The following is a 21,123-nucleotide window of genomic DNA, read 5'->3' as shown; positions in this document are numbered from 1 at the left end:
CGAAGCCTGTCTTTCCTCACTCGGGGCGCGGGGGCTGGCGCGGGTACGCTCGTGCTTTTGCATCTCCGCCGCTCCCCCATGACCCGTTTCTCCCGCTCCCTGCTGGCCGCTGCCGCGCTGGCCGCCACTGCCGCCCATGCCGACGAAGGCATGTGGATGCCCAAGCAGCTGCCGCAGATCTCCAAGGCGCTGAAGGCCGGCGGCCTGGCGCTGGACCCGGCCAAGCTCAACGACCTGACCGCGTTCCCCATGGGCGCGGTCGTCTCGCTGGGTGGCTGCACGGCGAGCTTCGTGTCGCCGCAGGGCCTCACGGTTACCAACCACCACTGCGCCTACGGCAGCATCCAGTACAACTCCAAGCCCGAGCGCGATCTGCTGAAGAAGGGCTTCTACGCCGCCACGTTGGCCGATGAACTGCCCGCCGCGCCCGGCAGCCGCATCCTCGTGACCGTGGACATGAAGGACGTGTCGGCCGAGGTGCTGAACGCCCAGACGCTGGCACTTACCGGCAAGGCCCGCACCGATGCGATCGAGGCCACCGAGAAGAAGTTGGTCGCCGCCTGCGAGGCCGACAAGGGCCACCGCTGCAATGTCTACCCCTTCTTCGGCGGCCTGCAGTACCAGCTGATCAAGCAGATGGAGATCCGCGACGTGCGCCTGGTGCACGCCCCGGCCACCGGCGTGGGCCTGTTCGGCGGCGATGCCGACAACTGGATGTGGCCGCGCCACACCGGCGACTACAGCTTCTATCGCGCCTACGTGGGCCCGGACGGCAAGCCTGCCGACTACCACAAGGACAACAAGCCCTACGAGCCCAAGCATCACCTGAAGGTGGCCTCGCCCACGGCCAGCCCGCTCAACGAGGGTGACTTCGTCATGGTCACCGGCTACCCGGGCCGCACCAACCGCCATCGCCTGCCCACCGAGGTGGACTTCGCCTTCGGCTGGCAGCACCCCACGCAGATCAAGACCATGGGCCAGGCCATCGACCTGATCAAGGCCGAGACTGCCGGCCGCCGCGATGCCGAGATCAAGATGGCCAGCCGCATGCAGGGCCTGCAGAACTTCTACAAGAACCTGCAGGGCCAGCAGCAAAGCTACGACGGCAGCGACATCCTGGCGCGCAAGCAGGCCGGGTTCGACGAGCTGCGCGCGTGGGTCAACGGCTCGCCGCAGCGCCAGGCCCGCTATGGCGCGGACCTGGCCGCCACAGAGAGCTTGATTGCCGAGCGCCAGGCCCTGGCCCGCAACGAGCACTACATGAGCTTCATGTCGCCGACGCTGCTGGGCGCTGCCCGTCAGCTCTACCAGGCGGCGCAGGAGCGCGCCAAGCCGGACGCCGAGCGCAAGAGCGGTTACCAAGAGCGCGACATGCCGCGCCTGAAGGCCGGCCAGCAGGCGCTGGACCGCCGCTATGACGAGCAGACCGACAAGCGCGTGGCCACGCACTTCCTCGCCGCCTACCTGGCCCAACCCGCCAACACGCTGAACGCCGCATGGCTGAGCGCGCTGGGCCTGCAGGCCGGCCAGAACGAGGCGGCCATCCGCGCCCGCCTGGACGCCCTCTACGCTGCCAGCAAGCTGGGTGACACCGCCAGCCGCATGGCCTGGCTGGACAAGGACGTGGCCGCCTTCAAGGCCAGCGACGACGCCTTCATCAAGCTGGCCGTGGCGCTGTACGACGACGACCAGGCCCGCGAGAACCGCGACAAGGAACTGGCCGGCAAGCTGCAGAAGGCCTATGCCGGCGTGCAGCAGGCCAAGATCGACTTCGCTGCGAGCCGCGGCCAGGCGGTCTACCCCGACGCCAACAGCACGCTGCGCATCAGCTTCGGCAAGGTGCAGGGCCGCGAGACCGGCCGTGACGGCGAAAGCTGGAAGGCCTTCACGACGCTGCGCGGCATCGTTGCCAAGCACAAGGGCCCGACCGAGGCCGGTGGCGAGTTCGATGCACCGGCCGAGCAGCTTGCGGCCATCAAGGCACGCGACTTCGGTGCCTACGGCGTCAAGGCGCTGGACTCCGTGCCCGTGAACTTCCTGGCCACGCTGGACACCACCGGCGGCAACTCCGGCAGCCCGGTGCTGAACAAGAAGGGCGAGCTCGTTGGCCTGCTGTTCGACGGCACGCTGGACGCCGTCATCTCCGACTGGGACTTCAACCCCAAGATGGTCCGCAGCATCTGCGTTGATTCGCGCTACATGCTGTGGCAGATGAGCAAGGTCGACAAGACGACTCGCCTGCTCGATGAAATGGGCGTCAAGTAAGCCGCAGCGCCCCAAGGAAAACGCCTCCTCGGAGGCGTTTTCTTTCATGGGGGCCGAGCGCCGGGCCGCTCCCAAGCCGGCCCGCCTTGGGCCATGTGCAAGCGGCTCGATGCCGTTTGCATCGCCGTACCCTCGGGGGACCGATCAGGTTCGCCCGGATTCAGCGTGGCGAGACTGGGCGAGGGGCTACTCTTTCGCGATGGCCTCGACCTGAATGCGCAGGGTCACATCCATCTTGAAGCCCCAGTCCTTGCCGGCGCCCAGGCCGAAGTCGTCGCGGTTGAAGCTGCCCGAGGCGTCGGCGCCGCAGAAGTCGCGCTTGAGCATGGGGTGCGGGATGCACTTGAGCTGGTGGATGGCCAGCGCCAGGGGGCGGGTCTGGCCATTCAGCGTCAGCTCGCCCACGACGCGCGCAGGCACGCCCCCCGCGCCGCCGTCGAAGCGGCCCCTGAAGGCGGCTGTGGGGTGGCGGTCGACATTGAAGAAATCCTTGCCCCGGGCCCAGGCGTTCATCGTGTCAAGGCCGAAGTCGATGCTCGTCAGGGCCATCTGCACGTCCACGTGGCCGCTGCCGTTGGCCTTGTCGTACACGATGGTGCCGGCGCTCTGGTTGAGCTTGCCCCGCCAGATCGACAGGCCCATGTGGTCGGCCTCGAAGCTGGGGTAGGTGTGCGTGGGGTCGATGTCGTAGGTGACGGGCGCGGCCTGGGCGAGCGAGGCCGCGAGCAGGGCGGGCAGCAGAGACAGGGGCTTCATCGGAGTTCCTTGTGGGTGGATGCCTGACACTATGACGAAGCAGGCGCCCTGGTTTCGACGGGCGCCATCATCGCCGCCATGAACCTTCGCCCACTGCTCGCCCTGCTGACGCTCGCGCTCGCCGCCTGCGCGCCGCTATCACCCCAGCACCCGCCCACTGAAAAGCGCTACACCGCCGCCGAGCTGCGCGCGCTGCAGCCGTCGGACTTCTCCTGGCCGGCCACGTCGGAGGCCGGCGAGCGCGCGCTGCGCAGCCAGGCGTTGGCGGACATCCGCAGCGTGCTCGCGCTGCCGCCCGGCCCGGCACGCGATGCCGCCTTGCCCGCGCTCTTCGATCGCGTCGCGCACCACAACGCCGAGATCGATGCTGCCCGCCCGCTGCTGCTGGCGGTGCTGCCAACGCTGGGCGAGCGTGAGCCCGAGTTCCAGCGCGCGCTGCTGACGGCCGCGCACACGCTGTACGCGGCCGAGGCGGCGCCCTTGCTCTGGCCGTTGTTGCCACAGCTCACCACGAGCAAGCCCTTCGCCATTGCCGCTGCCACGCTGCTGCAGGCCGAGCCCGGTGCCGCGGCGCGGCTGGCTGACATGGTGCCGCGTCAGTTCCCCGCCTGGGCCGACGATGCGCGGCTGACCGCGCTGATGCGGCGACTAGCGCCTGCGGCTGCCGAGGCGCCGCCGTTGCCGGACCTGCTGGCCGCGCCGCTGCGGCCGGGCCTGCCGCTGATCGTGAGCCTGCAGCGCCCCGGCCGCCAGCAGATGGGGCTGGCGCTGGTGCGCCGCGCGGATGGCCGCTTCGTGCGTGATGCAGCGGGCGATCTGTTCACGTCACCGCAGCTGGCGCTTGCCCGCACGGGCCTGCCCGGCACGCTCACCAACGGCAACACGCCGCAGGGCCTGTTCACCATCGTCGGCGCCGGCACGGCCACCAACCCCAACATTGGCCCCACGCCCTATCTGCACAGCAAGCTGCCCATCGAAGCCACGGTGGCGGAGTTCGAGCATGCGGCCGGGGCCGACGGTGCCGTGTGGAGCGAGGCCGTCTACGACAGCTTCCTGCCTGCGAGCTGGCGCCACTGGTTGCCCATCAAGGAAGCCTGGCTCGCCGGCCGTGCGGGCCGCGATGAACTGTTGATGCACGGCACGACCGTCAACCCGGCCTACTACGCCGGCACGGCCTACGCCCCCGGCACGCCGCAGCAGGGCTGCCTGATCTCCAGCGAGCGCTGGGACCCGGCCAGTGGCCGCCTCGTCGCGAGCCAGCACCTGACGCTCGCACAGGCCTACGCCACGGCCAGTGCGCGGGCAGACCTGGCGGGCTATCTGCTCGTCGTCGAGCTGCCGGGCGAGGGGGCGGTGACGGTGGTCGAGGCGCTCGGCCTCGTCACGGCCGCCGGGCGCTGAGGTCTGCATGGCACTGCTCCAGACCTTCGCGCTCTTCGTGGCCACAGCGGTGGCCGAAATCGTCGGTTGCTACCTGCCCTGGCTGTGGCTCAGGCAGGGCGGCTCGGCCTGGCTGCTGTTGCCGGCCGCGGCCAGCCTGGCGCTGTTCGCGTGGCTGCTGACGCTGCACCCGACCGCGGCCGGCCGCGTGTACGCGGCCTACGGGGGCGTCTACATCGGCGTGGCCATCGTGTGGCTGATGGTGGTGGACAAGCACAGGCCCACGCTGACCGACTGGATCGGCGTGGGCCTGTGTTTTGCCGGCATGGGGGTCATCATGGCCGGCTCGCGGTCGGCAGCCTGACCTCACCGTGCTGCGCCACGGCTTGTGCGTGGGCCAGCGCGGGCTCGGCCGCCGCGCAGCCCAGCGCCCCTGCAGCTTTGTCGACCCAGCGCGGCAACTGCGCGTGGAAGGCCTGAGTGGCGGCCATCAACGCGTCGATGCGTGCGTCCGGCCAGCCGGCCTGGCGGCCAAGGGCGGCGGCCTGCTGTAGCAGTGCTGCCGAGTCGGCGCTGGCGGCCATCTGCTCGGCGACTTGGCCGCAATCGGCCGGCCGCGCCGCGCATTGGGCTTCCAGCAGCGCCAGCCCCTCGGGCGCCTGGGCCGCGTCCCGCGCCAGCGTCTCGCGCCCGATCCGGGCACGCAGGTAAGCGGCGGGCGGGGGCTGCAGCGTGTCCAGCGCCGCCTGCACGGTGGCGGTGAGGCCGCCGGGGTGTTCGTGCCAGTGGTGTGCGCGGGTCAGGTGTTGCCAAGCCCCGGGCCATGTCGGCGCAGAGGCCAGTCGGTGCAGTCCGTTGTCGGGTTCGGCGCGCACGCGTTCGGTCGCCAAGGACTGCTGGCAGCCGGCCGTATCGTCGATGTAGCCACAGGCCGATGAGGCCCAGCGAAGTGCCAGAGCGTCGCCCCCGGCCCGGGCCTCGGCCAGTAGGCTGTTCGCCCAGATGGCCTGGGCCGCAGCATCGGCCGCCTCGGGCTGGCGTAACAGCCAGGCGGCCACGCGCTGGCGGGCGTTGCCAGTGGACAGCGCACGCTGCAGGCGTTCCTGCAGCTCCTGCAGGGCCAGGCGGCCCAGCGGTGCGGGCAGCTGATCGAACTGATCAGCCGTGTCAGTCGTGCCGGGCAGCGGCAGACGCCCCAAGCCGCAGAGCTCGATCGCGATCAGTGCTGCGGGCGTGCGAAGCATGGGTGCAGCGGGCTCGGGTGTGTCATTGATGGCGGGCGCTAGCGGCCTAGCAAAGTTCGCAGGCGGTGGGAGTGGTGGGCGCCTAGCTTGGGGCGGTTCGGTGGTGGGCGCCAGCCAGGCGAAGCCCGCCAAGGCCGCGAGCGCAGCCAGTAGGGCGAGAGTGGTCCAGCGATTCACGGCGCGCAGCATCGGCCAGCGGCGGCGCACCGGGCATCGGGAAATCGATAGGCCCCGTACGCGTCAAGGCCTGCAGAATCCGCCGCGCCCGGCTGTCTCCCTCGCCGGGTGTTGCACGTCAGCCGCTGTGCCAGGCCGCACAGATCGTCGGTGCATGCCGCCCCGTGCCACGGGCCCAGCATCCACCCACGAGCTCCTTTTCATGACGGCATCACACCGCTTTACCGGTCACGCCTGCGCGCCGCGTCGTTGCGCCATCCTCCTGCTTGCCCAGACCCTGCTGGCCGTGCCGCCTGCGTGGTCGGCCACCTCCACGGCCACGCGGCCGCAGCTGTCGTCGTCCGAGCAGGGCAGCTACACAGTGGCTAGTTTCCTTGGCAGCTGGAGCCCGGCAGCGGTAGGCACCAAGAGCGCAGGCGACTATGTCGTCAGCCCCAGCGGCCCGTACCGGACCGTGCAGGCCGCCGTGAATGCCGCCATCGCGGCCGGCGGCACCACGCGCAAGTACATCCAGATCAAGGCCGGCACGTACACGGGGCTGGTGGTCATCCCGTCCGGCGTGCCGCTGACCGTGTATGGCGACAGCCAGACCGGTGTGGTGCTGCAACTGGGCGCGCATTACGCGATGACCGGATCGGCCTTCAAGTCGGCCGTGGGCAACGCGGCTGACTTCGGCAGCGGTGTGCCCAGCCGCGTCAGCGGCTACTACAACGACTGCGGTGGCCGCAGCATGCTTGGCACCAACTGCACGGCCACGTTGGTCAGCTATGCCAGCCAGCTGCAGATCAAGAACCTCACCATCCAGAACACCTACGGCGAGAACAACGCTGCGGCCAACGGCCAGCACCAAGCCGTGGCTTACCTGAACAACGGTGGCGACCAAGTGCAGCTGGACACCGTGCGCCTGCTGGGCAACCAGGACACGCTGTGGTTGGCCGGCTCGGGCAAGCGCACCCACGTGCGTAACAGCTTCATCCAGGGCGACGTGGACTTCATCTTCGGCGACATGACCGCCGTGTTCGACGCCTGCGAAATCCGCTACACGAACGCGCGCACCAGCACCGGCGTCATCGTGGCGCCCAGCCATGTGCTGGCCAACAAGGGCTTTTTGTTCAAGGGCGGCTCGTTCACGACGACCGGCGGGAGCAACAGCGTGTCGTTCGCACGCCAATGGCCGCAGAACGGATCGACCACCGGCCAGATGATCGTGCGCGAGGTGGCGCTGGGTGGTCACATCAGGAGGACCGCGCCCTGGGCCGACTGGAACAGCAGCAACCCGGTCAACTACGGCAGCGCCGGCAACCGCCGGCTGGCCGAGTACGCCAACACGGGCAGCGGTGCGGCGCCCTGATGGGCGGTGCGTCGGCGCATGACGCACACCCGCTCCCCCTGATCGGCCATAGCCTGGCCTGGCGTTGTGGCAGGAGCCAGTCGATCGAATCGACGGCGTCCGCCGTGAGGGGCAGCGCTTCAGACCGTCGGGTAGGTGCCGGCCACGAGGATGTCGCGCGTCACGTTCGTCAGTGCGCGGTGGCCGCAGAAGGCCATGCTGACGTCCAGTTCCTTGTGCAGCATCTGCAGCATCTTGGTCACGCCGTCCTCGCCCATCGCGCCCAGGCCGTAGACCATCGCGCGGCCCACCATCGTGCCCCTGGCGCCCAGTGCCCAGGCCTTCAGCACGTCCTGGCCGGAGCGGATGCCGCCGTCCATCCAGACCTCGATCTGGCTGCCCACCTCGGCCACGATGGCCGGCAGCGCATGGATGCTGCTGGGAGCGCCGTCCAGCTGGCGGCCGCCGTGGTTGCTGACGACGATGGCGTCGGCGCCGGCCTGCACGGCCAGTTTGGCGTCCTCGACCTCCATGATGCCCTTGAGAATGAGCTTGCCGCCCCAGCGTTCCTTGACCCAGGCGATGTCGGCCCAGGACAGGCGCGGGTCGAACTGCTCGTTGGTCCAGGCCGACAGCGAGCGCATGTCGCTGACACCCTTCACGTGACCCACGAGGTTGCGGAAGGTGTGGCGGCGGGTCGCCGCCATGCCCAGGCACCAGCGCGGCTTGGTCATCAGATTGACGATGTTCCTCAGCGTGGGCCGGGGCGGCGCGGTGAGGCCGTTCTTCAGGTCCTTGTGGCGCTGGCCGATGACCTGCAGGTCCAGCGTCAGCACCAGGGCCGAGCATTGCGCGGCCTTGCAGCGGTCGATCATGCGGGCCATGGCCTCACGGTCGCGCATCATGTAGAGCTGGAACCAGAACGGCGACGAGGTGTTCTCGGCGATGTCCTCGATGGAGCAGATGCTCATCGTCGACAGCGTGAACGGGATGCCGAACTTCTCGGCTGCGCGGGCGGCGTGGATCTCGCCGTCGGCGTGCTGCATGCCGGTCAGGCCCACGGGCGCGATGGCCACGGGCATCTTGGCGTCCTGGCCGATCATCTTCACGGCCGTGCTGCGGCCTTCCATGTTGACGGCCACGCGCTGGCGCAGCTTGATGGCCTGGAAGTCCGTCTCGTTGGCGCGGTAGGTGGTTTCGGTCCAGGAGCCGGAGTCGGCGTAGTCGTAGAACATGCGCGGCACGCGCTTCTCGGCGAGTTGGCGCAGGTCTTCGACGCAGGTGATGACGGGCATGGCAGCGGTCAGGGCGGTTGGGGCAACCGTGGATTTTCCTGCCTGCGGGCCGGCGCCGGGGCGGTGCGCCCGAGTGCTCAGCGACTTGAGTTTTTCAGAACGTCAGCGTGGTCGGCCCGGCGTCGCGCGATTGCGGCCGCAGGTACTGGCCCAGTGTGCCGGCCATCGCGGCCACGACGCCCACAGCCAGCCGGCCGGCCTGGCGCAGAGGGCGCGGCTTGGCCGCGCTGCTGGTGCCGGCCTGGCGCGGCCGGGCGACGGCCTGCAGCAGGGCCAGCTCCTGCTGGCGCTCCTGGATCAGGAACACCAGCCGGCCGGGGTCGGCGAAGCGGGCGGCCAGTGTGCGCACGGCCTTCAGCTCGCGCCGGCGCACCATGACGCCCTGAGCGCGCAGCGGGCAGCCCAGCGTGCGGCTGCGCAGGTAAAGCGCCTTGGCGGCCAGCCGGTCGGGCAGGCAGCCCACGCCGGCAAACAGGCAGGCGGCGAGGTTGAAGGTGGCCTCGGCATGGCCCAGGGCTGCCGCGTTCACATAGGCCGTCAGGCCGTCGCCTTCGCTCATGGGGCCGCCGCGGCCCGTCATCAGCACGCGGCCGAGCTGGAACTGGCCGTTGGCGCTGCCCCGCGCGGCGGCGCGCAGTAGCAGCCGGCGCGCCAGCACCGCGTCTGCGGCCACGCCCAGGCCCTCCAGCTGGCACAGTGCCAGCATGGTCATGCCCTCGGCGTCACCGGCCGCAGCAGCGGTACGGAACCAGCCGGCCGCGCGCTCGTAGTCCGGTGGCGCGGCATGGAACAGCGCCAGGCCTTGCTGCAGCGGGTTGACCACCGGGGTGATGGTCGCGGCGATCAGGGGCCTGGGGGACGTGCGCTTGTTTCGGGTGTTCATCCAGCGGCAGACGGGTCGTGGCAACGGATGCTCGTGGCATCGCGCGCTGGATTCTGCGTCAGAGCCGTCCTCACTCGTGCGTCGACGAACACCGCATGCAGGGGGGGGCATGGCGCCCCCCCCCCCCCCCGCGCTGGTATGGGACCACGGCGCTTGTCCTTGACCAGCCGGCCGGTCATGGATCAGCGCGCAGCGCCGAAGTTCTGTGTCCAGTAGCTGCGGTAGCCGGTGTTGGCTGTGCCCGCCATGCAGGCCGCGCCGAGGTCGCGGTACGACGCGTTCATCAGGTTGGCGCAGTGGCCCTCGCTTTTCATCCAGGCGTCCACGACGGCGGTGACATCCGGCTGGCCGGCAGCGATGTTCTCGCCCACGCTGCGCCAGAGGTAGCCGGCGGCGGTGGCGCGGTCGCCCACGCTGCTGCCGTTGCTGCCGGTGTGGCTGAAGAAGTTCTGCGCCACCATGTCCTCGCTGTGGCCGGCGGCAGCCTGGGCGAGGTTGGCGTTCCAGACCAGCTCGGTCGTCGCCGGGAAGCTGCCGCGTGTGCCGCAGCTGGCGCCGGCGCGCCGGTGGGCGTTGACGGCGGCCAGCATGTCCGCCTGGAAGTTGCTCAGATTGCAGGTGAGCCGCGTGCCGGCAACGGGGGCCGGGGTGGCGGGCGTGGTCGGCGTGGTGGCGGTAACGGGTGTCGAGCTGTTGCTGCCACCGCCGCCACCGCCGCAGGCGGCGAGCAGCAGGGACAGGATCAGGGCGGCAGCTCCGGCCAGCCGGAGGGCGGGGGCATGGTGAGCGTGGCTGTGCATGGCCGCCAGCGTCGCATGGGCGGCGTGGGGCCGGGTTACGGGGTGCAGCGGCCGGCGGCGCGCCGCAACATCCGCTCACACCTGCCGGCCACGGCCGGCGTCGGGCGTGACAAAGCGCTCACATCTGCCACCACGCCGGCAGCAGTGCGCGCACGTCGGGCCGGCGAAAGCGTTGGTCCAGCAGCCAGACGTAGCCCTTGTCGTCCACCGAGCGCAGCACGCGGCCAGCTGCCTGCACGACCTTCTGCATGCCCGGGACGAGGTCGGCGTAGCCATGGTCGGCGCCGAACATCGCGTCCAGCCGTTGGCGGAACTGATCCTGCAGCGGCGACACCGGCGGCAGGCCCAGCGTGGCGATGAAGGCGCCGATGAGGCGCGTGCCGGGCAGGTCCACGCCCTCGGCAAACGCGCCGCCCAGCACGGCGAAGCCGACGCCATGGCCGTCCTCGACAAAGCGGTCCAGGAAGCCGCGCCGCGCGGCGTCGCCCATCGCGCGGGCCTGGCTCCATTGCGGCACGTGCGGGTGGCGCAGTGCCAGCCGCTGCGACGCCTGCTCCAGGTAGTCGAAGCTGCTGAAGAAGGCGAGGTAGTTGCCCGGAGCTTCAGCGAACTGCGTGGCGATGACGTCCACCAGCGGGTTCAGCGATGCCTGGCGGTGCTCGTAGCGTGTGGACAGCGGTGCCACGCGCACGGTCAGGTGCTCGGGCGGGAAGGGCGCGGGCACGTCGATCCAGGCGGTGTCTTCCGGCAGGCCCAGCAGATTGCGCGGGTAGTCGGCCGGGCCCAGCGTGGCCGAGAACAGCGTGACGCTGTGCAGCCCCTCGAAGCGCTCCTTCAGGAAGAAGCCGGGCACGATGTTGCGCACCGACAGCAGCACGTCGGTCGTGCCGTCGTCGTCGTCTTCCAGCAGCGAGAGGTTGACGGGCGCGTCCAGCGGCGAGGGCTGGCGCGCGGCGGTGCTGCGCTGCAGGTCGCACAGCGAGTGCGTGTCCAGCCGGTCCAGCAGGCGCTGCAGTCCCAGCACGTCGAAATAGAACTCCAGCAGCGGGCCCACTTCGAGCGGGTGGTTCTGCACGTGCTCGCCCAGCGCCGTGTTGACGCGCTGCAGCGCCTCGGCCAGGTCGTCGGGAATAGCTTTCAGCGGCTGGTAGTCGGCCGGCTGCGCGCGGGCCAGCGTGGCCAGTTCGCGGGCCAGCCGGCGCAGCGGCGGCTGCAGCACCTTGGGCGCGTCGGCCACGGCGCTGCGCACGCGGTCGAGGCTGAGGCTGGTGCTGTACATGTCGCGCGCACGGTCAACGAGGTTGTGCGCCTCGTCCACCAGCAGGGCGAGCTTCCAGCCCTGCGCTTGCGCCAGCCCGTAGAGCTGGCCGTGGGGGTCGAAGGCGTGGTGCACGTCGCCGACGACGACGTCGGCCCAGCGCAGCAGCTCCTGGCCAAGGTAGTAAGGGCAGACGCCATGTTTGAGCGCGATGCGGCGCTGCGCGGGTGCGTCCAGCCAGCCGGCCAGCACGGCCTCGGCGCGTGCTGCAGGCAGTGCGTCGTAGAAGCCGTGGGCCAACGGGCAGGCGTCGCCATGGCAGGCCTTGGTGGGGTGCTCGCAGGCCTGCTCCTTGGCTACCAGCGTCAGCACGCGCAGGGCGCCTCGCGGCGCGTCATCCGATGCCGCCTTCGCCGGTGCGGCCTCGCGCAGCGCGTGCAGCGCCTCCAGCGCCGTGATGCGGCCGGTGCCCTTGCAGGTCATGTAGCCGATCTTGTCGAGCCGCTGGCCGGGCATGGCGCGCAGCAGCGGGTACAGCGTGCCCAGTGTCTTGCCGATGCCGGTGGGCGCCTGAGCCAGCAGGTGGCGGCCGTTGGCGGCCACGCGGTAGACGGCTTCGGCCAGCAGGCGCTGGCCCGGGCGCAGCTCGGCGAGCGGGAAGGGCAGGGCGGAGAGGCTGGCGTCGCGCGCGCCGCGGTGCGCGGCCTCCTGCGCGGCCCAGGCCTCGAACTGCGCGCAGCGCGCCTCGAACGCAGCCTGCAGCGCGGTGGCGGTGAACTTGTCGCGCAGCACGGTCTCGTGTTGCGTGTCGGCGTCCACATAGACGAGCGCCAGCTCCAGCTCGGCCAGCCCGCGGTCCGCAGCGATGAGCGCGCCGTAGGTTTCCAGCTGCGCCCAGTGCAGTGCGCGGCGGTTGTCGGGGATGAGTTCCACCGGGCCGCGGATGGTCTTGATCTCTTCCAGCCGGTTCACGTCGGCTTCAAACCCGTCGGCCCGTCCGCGCACGCGCAGGTGGCCGTGCACGGCTTCCAGCGGCAACTCGATCTCGTAGCCGGGCGAGCGCCGCGCCAGCACGGCCAACTGCATGGCCTGGCCCTCGAGCGCCGTGGCGGACGGCGTGAAGCGCCGGTCCAAGCTGCCGCGCTTGGCGGTGAACTCGCACAAGCTGCGGACGGAGACGGTGTAGGTCCAGTCCGCCATCAGAAGAGCGAGAGGTTCTCGCGCTGAGGTTCCTTCACGCGCTCGATGGCTGCCGTGGGCGGCGGCACCTCGCTGGCATGCACGAGGTTGCCGATGCGCACGCCCATCAGCCGCAGCCGCTTGTCGAACTTGACGCGCTTGAGGCACAGGCCCACCGCCTGGCGGATGTCGGCTGCGCTGGTGACGGGGATCTTGAGCGTCTGGTCGCGTGTGACGGTGACGAAGCCCTCGAACCGCAGCTTGATGCCCACGGTCTTGCCCGCGTAGCGCTTGCGCGCGAGGTCGCCGGCCAGGCGCTCGCACAGCTCGTCCATGATCTGGCCCAGCAGCGCCTTGTCATGCCGCGCGCTCAGGTCGCGCTCGAAGGTGGTCTCGCGGCTGACGGACACCGGCTCGCTGTGCGTGACGACGGCGCGGTGGTCGCGGCCGTGCGAGGCGTTGTGCAGCCAGGCGCCGTAGCTGTCGCCGAACTGCTCGATGAGCCAGCGCGGGTCTGCCGCCGCGATGTCGCCCACCGTCTCGAGCCCCAGCTTGACGAGCCGGTCGCCGGCCTTGGGCCCGATGCCGTTGATCTTGCGCACGGCCAGCGGCCACACGCGCGTGGGCAGGTCGTCCATCGTCAGCACGGAGATGCCGTCGGGCTTGTCCAGCTCGCTGGCGATCTTGCTGAGGAGTTTGTTGGGCGTGATGCCGATGGAGCAGGTCAGCCCCGTCGCGCGGCTCACCGAGTTCTTGATTTCGCGCGCCACGGCCTTCACGCCGCCCAGCGGGTCGTGGCCGACCGCATCGCGCACGCCGGGCACGTCGGTCAGGTCGATGTAGATCTCGTCGATGCCGCGGTCCTCGATGACCGGCGCGACCTCGGCCACGGCGGCTTTGAAGAGGCGCGAGTACTTGCGATAGCTGTCGAAGTCGGCCGGCAGCAAGACGGCGTCGGGCGCCCGCAGCGCGGCCTTCATCAGCCCCATGGCTGAGAACACGCCCAGGTCGCGCGCCGCGTAAGTGCTGGTGGTGACGACACCGCGACCCGTGTAGTCACGTAGCTTCGCGTAGCGCCAACTGCCGTCCTCCAGCTGTTGCGGCGCGTCCGCCCGGCGCCCGCCGATGACGACCGCCTGGCCTTTGAGCTGCGGATAGCGCAGCAGCTCCACGGACGCATAGAAGGCGTCCATGTCGAGGTGGGCGATCCAGCGCTCGGGCAGCTGCATGTCAGCGCGGCGCGGGGATGGGCGAGGGCGGCATGCGCCGGATTGTCACTGGGAATAAAGACAGGATCCGTCGGCATGGTCAGAATGCGCGCTCTTGTCGAGCGAGGCCCCATGCGTTTTGCGTTGCTGTTGTCCACCTGCTTGTTGCTGGCCGCCTGTGCTGGCAGCCCGTTGAATCCGCCGCGAAACCAGCCGGCGGTGGCCCAGCCGGTGTCGCGCACCCCGCCCACCGAGACCCGCGACACGGTCGTGGCGCTGAGTTTCTCGGGCGGCGGCCTGCGGGCGGCGGCGTTCGCCTATGGTGTGCTGGAGGGGCTGCGGGCGCTGCCCTCAGCAGGCAATCAGAGCCTGCTGGACGACGTCGGCTTCATCACCAGCGTGTCGGGCGGCTCCATCACGGCCGCGTATTTCGGTCTGCATGGCGCCGACGGGTTGCAGACTTTCCGTGACAAGGTGCTGATGCGCGATGGCGAGGCGGGCCTGCGCTTCAGCCTGCTGAACCCCACCAACCTGATGCGGCTGCTGGCTGGCGGCCTGAACGACCGCAGCAACCTCAACGACTGGCTGGAGCGGGACGTGTTCAAGGGGGCGACCTTTGCGGACATGTTCAAGCGCGAGCGACCGGTGGTGTGGATCAATGCCAGCAACGCCCAGTACCGGCTGGCCTTCCCTTTCCACGAACGGGCGTTCGAGTCCATCTGCAGCGATCTGGCGAGCTTCCCGGTGTCCGAGGCGGTGGCAGCGTCCATGGCGGTGCCGCTGTTCTTCGCGCCAGTGGTGCTCGAGAAGTTCCCGGATGCCTGCCGAGAGCCGCTGCCCACCAGCCTGGCGCGGCGCGGCGCCGAGCGCGACGACCAGTACCGGCTGCGGCTGGCTTTACAGCGCGCCATGAAGGACTACCGCGACCCGCGCGCCGGCCGCTACCTGAAGCTGGTGGATGGCGGCGTGACCGACAACCTGGGCCTGGTCAGCATCCTGCAGAGCCGCGTGCTGCTGGACACGCCTTACGGCCCTATCGGCGAGCACGAGGCGGTGACGCTGCGCCGGCTGCTGTTCGTCGTTGTGGACGCCGGCCAGGGCCCCAGCGGCGACTGGGGGCGTGAGCTGGCCGGGCCCTCGGGCGTGGACATCGCGACAGCGGCCGTGGACACCGCCATCGAGAGCACGATGCGCATGAGCTACGCCTACTTCGTGCCCATGATGCGCAACTGGGAGCGCGACCTGGTGACCTACCGCTGCTCGCTGCCCGACGCGCGCAAGGATGCGCTGCGCGCACTGGACCCGCACTGGCGCTGCGAGGACATCCGCTTCAGCGTCACGCAGATCAGCTTTGCCGATCTGCCCGAGGCGGACGAGGCGGCGCTGAATGCGATCCCGACGCGGCTCAAGCTGCCGGCCGAGCAGATCGACCGCCTGATCGCGGCCGGGCGTGACGCGGCGGCACGGGACGCAGACGTGCGGCGTTTCTCGCGCATGGTGCAGCGCGGCGAGTGAGCCGCCGCCGGCTCACCAGTGCGCGTGCACCTGCGGTGCGATGCGGCGCTGGTAGAGCTCTGCCAGCGCCTGCATCAGCGGCGCGGGCAGCGCGGCCAGGTCGGCGGCGCTGACGTTCTCGTCCACCTGGGCCGGTGTGCGGCCGCCGGGGATGGCCGTGGTGACCGCATCAGACATGAGGATCCAGCGCAGCGCGAGGCGCGCCATGCTGACGCCCTCGGGCAGCAGGCGGCGCAGTTCCTCGACGGCGGCCAGGCCCTGTTCGTAGTCCACGCCCGAGAAGGTCTCGCCCTTGTCGAAGGCCTCTCCGTGGCGGTTGAAGCCGCGGTGGTCGTCGGCGCTGAACTGGCTGCTGCTCGTGAACTTGCCCGACAGCATGCCGCTGGACAGCGGCAGCCGCGCCAGCACACCGACCTGCGCGGCCTGCGCGGCGGGCAGGAAGGCCTCGAGCGGCCGCTGGCGGAACAGGTTGAAGATGATCTGCACCGACTGCACGCCGGGGAACTTCAGCGCCGCCATCGCCTCATCGATGCGCTCGACGCTGACGCCGTAGTGGCGCAGCTTGCCCTCGCGCACGAGATCGTCCAGTGCGCCGAAGACCTCGGGCATCGTGTAGACCGCCGTGGGCGGGCAGTGCAGCTGCAGCAGCTCGATGGCGTCGGTGCCCAGGTTCTGCAGGCTGCGCTCGATGAAGGGGCGCAGGTTGCGGTAGCCCTCGGCCACATGCGGTTTGAGGCGCCGGCCGGCCTTGGTGGCGACGTGGAACGGGTCGTTCGGCCGCTCCTGGCGCAGCCGTGCCAGCAGGCGCTCGCTGTGGCCGTCGCCGTAAACGTCGGCCGTGTCGAAGAAGTTCACGCCACGGTCCAGCGCGCGGTGCAGCGCGGCCATCGCGGCCGTGTCGTCGGTGTCGCCCCAGGTGCCGCCGATGGCCCAGGCGCCGAAGCCGATGGCGGAGACGTTCAGGCCGGTGCGGCCGAGGGGGCGGTAGATCATGGCGTTGCTGCTGAGTGAATGAGGTGAGGGCGCGAAGTGTCGTTGATAGCGCTCTCATTTTCTATCTCGGGTCTTTTCGCTCTGGTTCGGGAGCGGCATCTAGACTGCTGCTGCCGCCCGCACCGGGCATGGACTGTGACGCGAGTCACTTCACTGGAGAAATGCAATGGGACTTCTGGACAACCTGCTCGGCGCTGCCACCCAAAGCCTGGGCCAACAGGCCGGCGGAGGCGGTCAAAACTGGGTGGCGCTGATCTCCGGCCTGCTGGCCAACGGCTCGCTGCAGGGCGGCCTGCCCGGTCTGGTGCAGCAGCTGCAGGCGAGCGGCCTTGGCGAGCAGGTGCAGAGCTGGATCTCGACTGGTGCCAACCAGGCGGTGTCGGGTGAGCAGCTCGCCGGCGCGCTCGGTGGCGCGGGTGGCCTGCTGGCCCAACTGGCGCAGCAGGCGGGCGTGTCGCATGCGGAGGCGGGCGATCAGCTCAGCCAGCTGCTGCCGCAGATCATTGACCGGCTCACGCCCAACGGGCAACTGCCGGCCGGCGGGCTGGGGGACATCGCCGGCATGCTGGGCGGGCTGCTGAGCCGCTGAAATGAAAGCGGCCCCGTGAGGGGCCGCCGTGCGTGAGCGGGGTGCCTCAGAGCACTTCGGACGCGAAGTCGGCCAGCCGCGAACGCTCGCCGCGAGCCAGCGTGACATGGCCGCTGTGGGCCCAGCCCTTGAAGCGGTCCACCGCGAAGGTCAGGCCCGAACTGCCCTCGGTCAGGTAGGGCGTGTCGATCTGCGCCAGGTTGCCCAGGCAGACGATCTTGGTGCCGGGGCCGGCGCGCGTGATCAGCGTCTTCATCTGCTTGGGCGTCAGGTTCTGGGCCTCGTCGATGATGACGAACTTGTTCAGGAAGGTGCGCCCGCGCATGAAGTTCAGGCTCTTGATCTTGATCTTGCTGCGCACGAGGTCGTTGGTGGCCGCACGGCCCCATTCGCCGGCTGTGGAGCCCCCCTTGGCCAGCACCTCCAGGTTGTCGTCCAGCGCGCCCATCCACGGGCCCATCTTTTCTTCCTCGGTGCCGGGCAGGAAGCCGATGTCCTCGCCCACGGGCACGGTCACGCGCGTCACGATGATCTCGCTGTAGCGGCGGTCGTCGAACACCTGGGCCAGCGCGGCGGCCAGCGTCATCAGCGTCTTGCCGGTGCCGGCCGTGCCGGTCAGCGTGATGAAGTCGCAGTCCGGGTCCATCAGCAGGTTCAGCGCGAAGTTCTGCTCGCGATTGCGCGAAGTGACGCCCCAGACGGCGTGCTTCTGGTTGCCGTAGTCCTTCAACGTGCGCAGCACCGCCGTCTTGCCGGTGATCTCGGTGACCTTGGCGTACAGCGGCGTCGCACCCGGGGCCTCCAGGTAGACCAGCTCGTTGACCAGCAGCGTGGGCACCAGCGGGCCGGAGATCCGGTAGAACGTGGTGTTGCCCTGCTGCCAGCTCTCCATGGTCTTGCCGTGGCGGTCCCAGAAGTCCGAGGGCAGCGCCTGCACGCCGGTGTAGAGCAGGTCGGAGTCTTCCAGCGTCTTGTCGTTGCGGTAGTCCTCCGCCGGCAGGCCCAGGGCGCGGGCCTTGATGCGCATGTTGATGTCCTTGGACACCAGCACGACTTCGCGGTCCGGATGCAGGTTCTTCAGCGCCTGCACGACGCCGAGGATCTGGTTGTCCGCCTTGCCCTGCGGCAGGCCTTGCGGCAGTGGCGTGTCGATCAGCTGGGTCTGGAAGAACAGATTGCCTTCCGCCTCGCGGTGGCCAGTGCCGGCCAGCGGCAGGCCCTTGGCCATTTCCTCGATGGAGCTGCTCTTCAGGCTGGCGGCGAGCTGGTCCAGCTCACGGCTGACCTGGCGCACGTTGCGGGCGACTTCGGTCATGCCCTTCTTGTGCCCGTCCAGCTCCTCGAGCGTGATCATGGGCAGGTACACGTCGTGTTCCTCGAACCGGAACAGCGACATCGGGTCGTGCATCAGCACGTTGGTGTCCAGCACGAACAGCTTGGCCGCACCGGCCGGCTTGCGCGCGCGTTTTGGCGCAGCGGCCTTGGCCGGAGCCTTGCTGGCTGACTTCGTCGGCAGTGCGGGCTTGGTGGCCGGGGCAGCGGCAGCGGGGGTGGGTAGGCGCAGTACCTCGGCTGTCGGGGCCGCAGCCGACGCAACCGGTGCGGCAGCGGGCGTGGCCGGCGCGCCGCGAGGCGCCGCGCGGGATTTGCTGGGGGTCAGATCGGCCGAGTAAGCAGTGGCATCGAGGCGGCTGGCGCGTTGTGCGGGAGGCTTGGGCAGTGGCATGTACGGCGTGTCGGCGGAAGGTGAACCCCATGCGCAACCGGCTCCAGAAAGCAAAAAGCCGCACAGGATGAGTGCGGCTTCTTAATTGGAGTCTGGAATGCGGCCCGGGGCATGAGCCGATTATGCACATCCAGCCATGGCCCGCGATGTCAGCGCGGGCGTAGGTCAGGCCCTCAGGCGGCTTCCTTCTTCTGGCCCTTGACGGCCTTCAACACCTCGTCGACATGGCCGGCGACCTTAATGCCGCGCCATTCGCCCACCAGGATGCCGTTCGGTGCGATCAGGAAGGTCGAGCGCTCGATGCCCTTGACCTTCTTGCCGTACATGATCTTGTTCTTGACCACGCCGAACATGTGGCACAGCTTCTCTTCGGTGTCGGCAATCAGCTCGAACGGCAGTTCCAGCGCCTGCTTGAACTTGTCGTGCGAGGCCATGTTGTCACGCGACACGCCGAACACGACAGCGCCGGCCTTCACGAAGTCCTTGTGGCGATCGCGGAACTGCATCGCTTCGGTGGTACAACCCGGCGTGTTGTCCTTCGGGTAGAAGTACAGCACGACCGATTTGCCCAGGAAGGCGTTGGCAGTGAACTTCACGCCGCCGGTGGCTTGAGCCTCAATTTCCGGCAGGGGTTTGTTGAGCGCAGGCGTCATTGGGGGGTGCAGCAAGTTGAGCTCGCGGGGTCTCCGGGTCGTGAGTGCCAACCGTGCAGCAATTCACGCGGGCGCCCGCAAGCAATAGCCTGTCATTATAAGGCCTCGGCCCCGGCCGACTGCCGGAGGTCATCCCTCGATCAGCAGCGCCGCCAGCACGTTGCGGCCTTCGCTGGCCAGCACGTTGTAGGTGCGGCAGGCGGCGGCGATGTCCATCACTTCGAAGCCAATGCGAGCCTCCACCAGCCCGCGCCACAGCGCCGGGCTCGGGAAGCGCAGCCTGGCGCCGCTACCGAAGACGACCAGCTCGGGCTTCAGTGCCAGGATTGCTTCGAAATGCGCGGGCTGAAGTTCCTCGAAGCGCGAAGGCGACCAGGGGTGGACCTCGCCTTTCCAAGGCACCAGCACACTGGCCGTGTGGGGCTTGCCATTGACCCAGACGCCCTGGGTGTCGTGGCGCGAGATGCTGTTGCCGCCTTGCGGCTCGTCGAGCTGAAACTTCATCTGAAAACGCGGGGCAGAGGGCCGGCCGCGAGTGTCGCCCAGAACGGCGAGTCCCATGCCCCGGCCCTTAAACTTCGGGGTTCCCCTTGCCTTGCAGCCCCCGCTGCGTCGGAGCCCCCTTTTGAAGCCCATCGCCAAGTCCAGCAAGCTAGCCAGCGTCAGCTATGACATCCGCGGCCCCGTGCTCGACAAGGCCCGGCAGATGGAGGAGGAGGGCCAGAAGATCATCAAGCTGAACATCGGCAACACGGCCGTGTTCGGCCTGACGCCGCCTGACGAGATCGTGCAGGACATGATCCGCAACCTCGGCGATGCCGGCGGCTACACCGACAGCAAGGGCCTGTTCGCACCGCGCAAGGCGGTGGTGCACTACACGCAGCAAAAGGGCGTCAAAGGCGTCACGGTGGACGATGTCTACTTGGGCAATGGCGCGTCCGAGCTGATTCAGATGGCCATCAATGCGCTGGTCAACGATGGCGACGAGATCCTGATTCCCTCGCCGGACTTCCCGCTCTACACGGCCGTCGTCGGCCTGTCCGGCGGCCGCCCGGTGCATTACCGGTGTGACGAGGGCGCTGGCTGGCTGCCCGACCTGGCGGACATCGAAAGCAAGATCAGCCCGCGTACGCGCGGCATCATGGTCTGCAACCCGAACAACCCGACCGGCGCGCTGTACCCCAACGACCTGTTGCTGGGCATCATCGAGCTGGCCCGCAGGCATCAGCTCGTCATCTTCGCCGACGAGATCTACGACAAGACGCTGTACGACGGCAACGTCCACACCAGCATGGCTGCGCTGGCCGACGACGTGCTGTTCATCACCTTCAACGGCCTGTCCAAGAACTACCGCAGCTGCGGCTATCGCGCCGGCTGGATGGTGGTCAGCGGCGAGAAGCGCCATGCCCGCGACTACATCGAGGGCCTGAACATGCTGGCCTCGCTGCGGCTGTGTTCCAACACGCCAGGCCAACTGGCCATCCAGACGGCGCTGGGGGGCTACCAGAGCATCGACGACCTCGTCGCGCCCACCGGCCGGCTGTGCCGCCAGCGCGACCTGGCCTACGAATTGCTGACGCAGATTCCCGGCGTCAGCGTCGTCAAGCCCAAGGCGGCGCTGTACATGTTCCCGCGCCTGGACCCCAAGATGTACCCCGTCGCCGACGACCAGCAGTTCGCCTACGAGCTGCTGGCCGAGGAAAAGGTTCTCATCGTGCAGGGCACCGGCTTCAACTGGCCCGAGCACGACCACTTCCGCCTCGTCTTCCTGCCCAATGTCGACGATCTGCGCGAAGCCGTGGGCCGCATTGATCGTTTCCTGGCGGGCTATCGCCGCCGTCACTCCAGCTGAAGACCTGGTGGGACAGGCCG

Annotated in this window: 18 protein-coding genes; 7 read left to right on the top strand and 11 right to left on the bottom strand. The window is 69.3% G+C overall.

Annotated features, from left to right (window positions below; genetic code table 11):
• Window positions 1–78 precede the first annotated feature (78 nt).
• A complete protein-coding gene (locus tag ACG0Z3_RS06465) occupies window positions 79–2,265 on the top strand; it encodes a S46 family peptidase (RefSeq protein ID WP_394396404.1) in 2,187 nt (728 codons plus the stop codon).
• Window positions 2,266–2,451: 186 nt separating this feature from the next.
• Here ACG0Z3_RS06465 and ACG0Z3_RS06460 read toward each other — a convergent pair whose 3' ends face one another.
• The gene (locus ACG0Z3_RS06460; RefSeq protein WP_394396403.1) at window positions 2,452–3,021 is read right to left on the bottom strand and encodes a YceI family protein; all 570 of its coding nucleotides are present in this window, start codon (window positions 3,019–3,021) and stop codon (window positions 2,452–2,454) included.
• 78 nt (window positions 3,022–3,099) lie between these two features.
• On the opposite strand from ACG0Z3_RS06460, the gene ACG0Z3_RS06455 reads away from it, so the two are divergent.
• Window positions 3,100–4,422, top strand: coding sequence for a hypothetical protein (locus tag ACG0Z3_RS06455; protein WP_394396401.1), 1,323 nt, complete (start codon window positions 3,100–3,102; stop codon window positions 4,420–4,422).
• Window positions 4,423–4,429: 7 nt separating this feature from the next.
• Window positions 4,430–4,765: a YnfA family protein gene (locus tag ACG0Z3_RS06450; RefSeq protein WP_394396399.1), complete on the top strand. Its 336-nt coding sequence runs from the start codon at window positions 4,430–4,432 to the stop codon at window positions 4,763–4,765.
• Here ACG0Z3_RS06450 and ACG0Z3_RS06445 read toward each other — a convergent pair.
• Window positions 4,737–5,645 carry a hypothetical protein gene (locus tag ACG0Z3_RS06445; RefSeq protein ID WP_394396398.1) on the bottom strand — a complete coding sequence of 303 codons (909 nt, stop codon included), beginning with the start codon at window positions 5,643–5,645 and terminating at the stop codon, window positions 4,737–4,739. The two genes, ACG0Z3_RS06450 and ACG0Z3_RS06445, sit on opposite strands and share 29 nt — an antisense overlap.
• A 379-nt stretch (window positions 5,646–6,024) precedes the next feature.
• On the opposite strand from ACG0Z3_RS06445, the gene ACG0Z3_RS06440 reads away from it, so the two are divergent.
• The gene (locus ACG0Z3_RS06440) at window positions 6,025–7,173 is read left to right on the top strand and encodes a pectinesterase family protein (RefSeq protein ID WP_394396397.1); all 1,149 of its coding nucleotides are present in this window, start codon (window positions 6,025–6,027) and stop codon (window positions 7,171–7,173) included.
• A 119-nt stretch (window positions 7,174–7,292) separates the two neighbouring features.
• Here the strand turns inward: ACG0Z3_RS06440 and ACG0Z3_RS06435 are convergent, their stop codons facing one another.
• The 5 genes from ACG0Z3_RS06435 to ACG0Z3_RS06415 all read right to left on the bottom strand — a co-directional run bounded on the left by ACG0Z3_RS06435 (window position 7,293) and on the right by ACG0Z3_RS06415 (window position 13,796).
• A complete protein-coding gene (locus ACG0Z3_RS06435; RefSeq protein ID WP_394396396.1) occupies window positions 7,293–8,447 on the bottom strand; it encodes an alpha-hydroxy acid oxidase in 1,155 nt (384 codons plus the stop codon).
• 94 nt (window positions 8,448–8,541) lie between these two features.
• Window positions 8,542–9,330 carry a tetratricopeptide repeat protein gene (locus ACG0Z3_RS06430; RefSeq protein WP_394396394.1) on the bottom strand — a complete coding sequence of 263 codons (789 nt, stop codon included), beginning with the start codon at window positions 9,328–9,330 and terminating at the stop codon, window positions 8,542–8,544.
• 182 nt (window positions 9,331–9,512) lie between these two features.
• On the bottom strand, window positions 9,513–10,130 hold the full coding sequence (locus ACG0Z3_RS06425; RefSeq protein WP_394396393.1) for a CAP domain-containing protein: 618 nt from the start codon (window positions 10,128–10,130) through the stop codon (window positions 9,513–9,515).
• A 118-nt stretch (window positions 10,131–10,248) separates the two neighbouring features.
• Window positions 10,249–12,588, bottom strand: a complete 2,340-nt coding sequence (locus tag ACG0Z3_RS06420; RefSeq protein WP_394396392.1) for an ATP-dependent DNA helicase — start codon at window positions 12,586–12,588, stop codon at window positions 10,249–10,251.
• Entirely contained in the window at window positions 12,588–13,796 is a 1,209-nt protein-coding gene (locus ACG0Z3_RS06415; RefSeq protein ID WP_394396390.1) for a DNA polymerase Y family protein, read from the bottom strand. Before ACG0Z3_RS06415 ends, ACG0Z3_RS06420 begins: the two co-directional genes overlap by 1 nt.
• 111 nt (window positions 13,797–13,907) lie before the next feature.
• On the opposite strand from ACG0Z3_RS06415, the gene ACG0Z3_RS06410 reads away from it, so the two are divergent.
• A complete protein-coding gene (locus ACG0Z3_RS06410; RefSeq protein ID WP_394396389.1) occupies window positions 13,908–15,290 on the top strand; it encodes a patatin-like phospholipase family protein in 1,383 nt (460 codons plus the stop codon).
• Between the two features lie 12 nt (window positions 15,291–15,302).
• Here ACG0Z3_RS06410 and ACG0Z3_RS06405 read toward each other — a convergent pair whose 3' ends face one another.
• Window positions 15,303–16,283 carry an aldo/keto reductase gene (locus tag ACG0Z3_RS06405; RefSeq protein ID WP_394396388.1) on the bottom strand — a complete coding sequence of 327 codons (981 nt, stop codon included), beginning with the start codon at window positions 16,281–16,283 and terminating at the stop codon, window positions 15,303–15,305.
• Window positions 16,284–16,449: 166 nt separating this feature from the next.
• Between ACG0Z3_RS06405 and ACG0Z3_RS06400 the strand changes: the two genes are divergently transcribed.
• A complete protein-coding gene (locus ACG0Z3_RS06400) occupies window positions 16,450–16,872 on the top strand; it encodes a YidB family protein (RefSeq protein WP_394396387.1) in 423 nt (140 codons plus the stop codon).
• A 46-nt stretch (window positions 16,873–16,918) separates the two neighbouring features.
• On the opposite strand, the gene ACG0Z3_RS06395 is transcribed toward ACG0Z3_RS06400, so the two are convergent.
• The 3 genes from ACG0Z3_RS06395 to ACG0Z3_RS06385 form a co-directional block, all read right to left on the bottom strand.
• Window positions 16,919–18,598, bottom strand: coding sequence for a PhoH family protein (locus ACG0Z3_RS06395; protein WP_394396386.1), 1,680 nt, complete (start codon window positions 18,596–18,598; stop codon window positions 16,919–16,921).
• 173 nt (window positions 18,599–18,771) lie between these two features.
• A complete protein-coding gene (locus ACG0Z3_RS06390; RefSeq protein ID WP_268165623.1) occupies window positions 18,772–19,251 on the bottom strand; it encodes a peroxiredoxin in 480 nt (159 codons plus the stop codon).
• A 129-nt stretch (window positions 19,252–19,380) separates the two neighbouring features.
• Window positions 19,381–19,755, bottom strand: coding sequence for an Mth938-like domain-containing protein (locus ACG0Z3_RS06385; RefSeq protein WP_394396385.1), 375 nt, complete (start codon window positions 19,753–19,755; stop codon window positions 19,381–19,383).
• Window positions 19,756–19,876: 121 nt separating this feature from the next.
• Here ACG0Z3_RS06385 and ACG0Z3_RS06380 point away from each other — a divergent pair, with 121 nt between their 5' ends.
• Complete coding sequence (locus ACG0Z3_RS06380; protein WP_394396384.1) at window positions 19,877–21,103, top strand: pyridoxal phosphate-dependent aminotransferase; 1,227 nt, start codon at window positions 19,877–19,879, stop codon at window positions 21,101–21,103.
• The last annotated feature ends 20 nt before the right edge of the window (window positions 21,104–21,123 follow it).

Source organism: Pelomonas margarita (assembly GCF_043555875.1).
GTDB classification, from domain to species: domain Bacteria; phylum Pseudomonadota; class Gammaproteobacteria; order Burkholderiales; family Burkholderiaceae_C; genus Pelomonas; species Pelomonas margarita.
The sequence above is the reverse complement of the archived record's forward strand: the minus strand, read 5'-3'. Positions and strand labels throughout refer to the sequence as shown.